We start from the raw sequence: 1,787 nt of genomic DNA, 5'->3' as shown, positions 1-1,787 counted from the left end.
CAAACCACAGAAGTATGCGACGAGAAAACCTAGTAAAAACAATGCCAGTCAGGCTTAACTGACTGGCATTACGCCCCAAGGGGCGGCGTTTTTATTGGTCGGCCGGCTTACTGCTTGAGCAGGCTGCCGTCGGTCACCTTGAGCGCGGTACCGCCGCTTGCGAAGAAGCTGCCGAACTGGGTCTGCATCTCGGTGGTGACGGCGCCGGTCGGATCGAAGTTCTCGTCAGGTGCCAGCAGCGAGCTGTGCCCCCCGGCCACAAAGCGGGCCGCTCTGTGGTTGGCGGCGCCGGTGGCGGTCAGCGGTTGCAGGGCCAGGACCTTGAACAGCGGCTCGGTGCCACCCAGCGGGGCGGTGGCGATGCTGTTCGGGATCACTCGATCCGACAGGCTCAGGGCGCCGTCGCCGACGATTTCGGTGGCAAACAGCGGGAAGTCCGCCGCGATGCCGCTCCCCAAGTTGATGGGGTCTGCCGAATCCAGCACCGACTGCGCCGCGAAGCTGTAGCTCTGCAGGGTGCTGGCCGCCGTGGCCTGGGTGGCCGCATCCTGGCTCGGCAGGAACTCGTTGACGAAGCAGGTCGGCACCGCCGTCTTGCAGTTCGGGGCGTAGGCGGTGAAGGCTGCCTTCAGGGCCGCACTGCCAGCGGTCAGCACGCTCATCTGGATGGTCGGGCCGAAGGTCGGCGAGTTCAGCAACAGCGGCGCTATGCCGCCACCCGGCATGGCCAGGCCGCCAGTGTCGAACTTGAACAGGGCGTCTGCCGTCGGGTTGCCAACAGACTGGTTGGCCACCGCCAGCAGGTTGGCCCCCGCGATGGCACCCAGAGAGTGACCCAGGAAGTGTACCTTGAGGCTGCCAGCGGTGCCGATAGCCCCCTTGGCATTGGCCAGCCCCACCGCCAGACGCAGGCCCAGCAGATCCGCGACGCTCTGTTTCAGGTTGTCGCGGGCCACGGTCAGGTAGCTCAGGTTCAGGTAGGGGGTCGGGTTGTCGGAGGTGGTCACCGAGTCCATGCTGCCGGTCAGGGCGAAGCCGCGTTCACCGTGCAACGGATGATCGATCACCACCACGGCCACGTTCTTGCTCGCCTGGGCACCGGCACCAATCTGGCCAAGGGCCAGGGCGTAGGCGTTCTCCTTCACCGAGGTGACGCCGTGCTGATAGATGATCACGTCGGTGATGTTCGCCAGCGGTGCGGCGGCAAAGATCCGCATCGGGACGGACTGCACCTCTTCCAATGCCGGCAGCGGGTTGAAGCGCCCGATATTCATCTCGGGATCCAGCGCCTTGCCGCCGGAGGTGAGGGTCACCCCGATCAACTTGCTCGCCTCCGCCAGCAGCTCGGCCTGACGGCTCGGATCGGCGATGAGTTCGCCCAGCAGGGCCGGATCCACACCCGCCCCCACCAGGCCGCCGATCACTTCGGCATCCTGGGCCTTCAGGGCGTTCGCGATGGCGTAGAGGCTGGGGATGGCACCGTGCCAGGACTGGGTCTTCGCCTTGTCCCAGGAGCCGGCGGTGGTCGGGGAGGAGAGGAAGTAGGGCAGCTTGACGGTGCCGCTGTAGACGGTGGTACCCAAGGCCAGATTGTGGAGTGGAGTGCCGTCACCAAAAGCGGCGGCAATCGCATCCTTCTGCTCCTGGGGCAGGAAGTTCTCGGCGTCCAGCTGGGTCAGGAAGGGGCTGCCGCCGCTCACCGACAGGGTATCATGTACAGGATCTTTAGCGCCAACCAATTGAAATAGATATAAAAAAGGCTTCGTTTGTGATCTAATTTTATCGCC

Annotated in this window: 1 pseudogene; it reads right to left on the bottom strand. The window is 64.5% G+C overall.

The window, feature by feature from the left end:
* Positions 1-107: 107 nt before the first annotated feature.
* Positions 108-1,709: pseudogene (locus OKB81_RS20230) on the bottom strand (VolA/Pla-1 family phospholipase); the annotation flags it as partial.
* Between the last annotated feature and the right edge of the window lie 78 nt (positions 1,710-1,787).

Source organism: Aeromonas sp. QDB56 (genome assembly GCF_027705505.1).
Taxonomy (GTDB): Bacteria; Pseudomonadota; Gammaproteobacteria; order Enterobacterales; family Aeromonadaceae; genus Aeromonas; species Aeromonas caviae.
The sequence above is the reverse complement of the archived record's forward strand: the minus strand, read 5'-3'. Positions and strand labels throughout refer to the sequence as shown.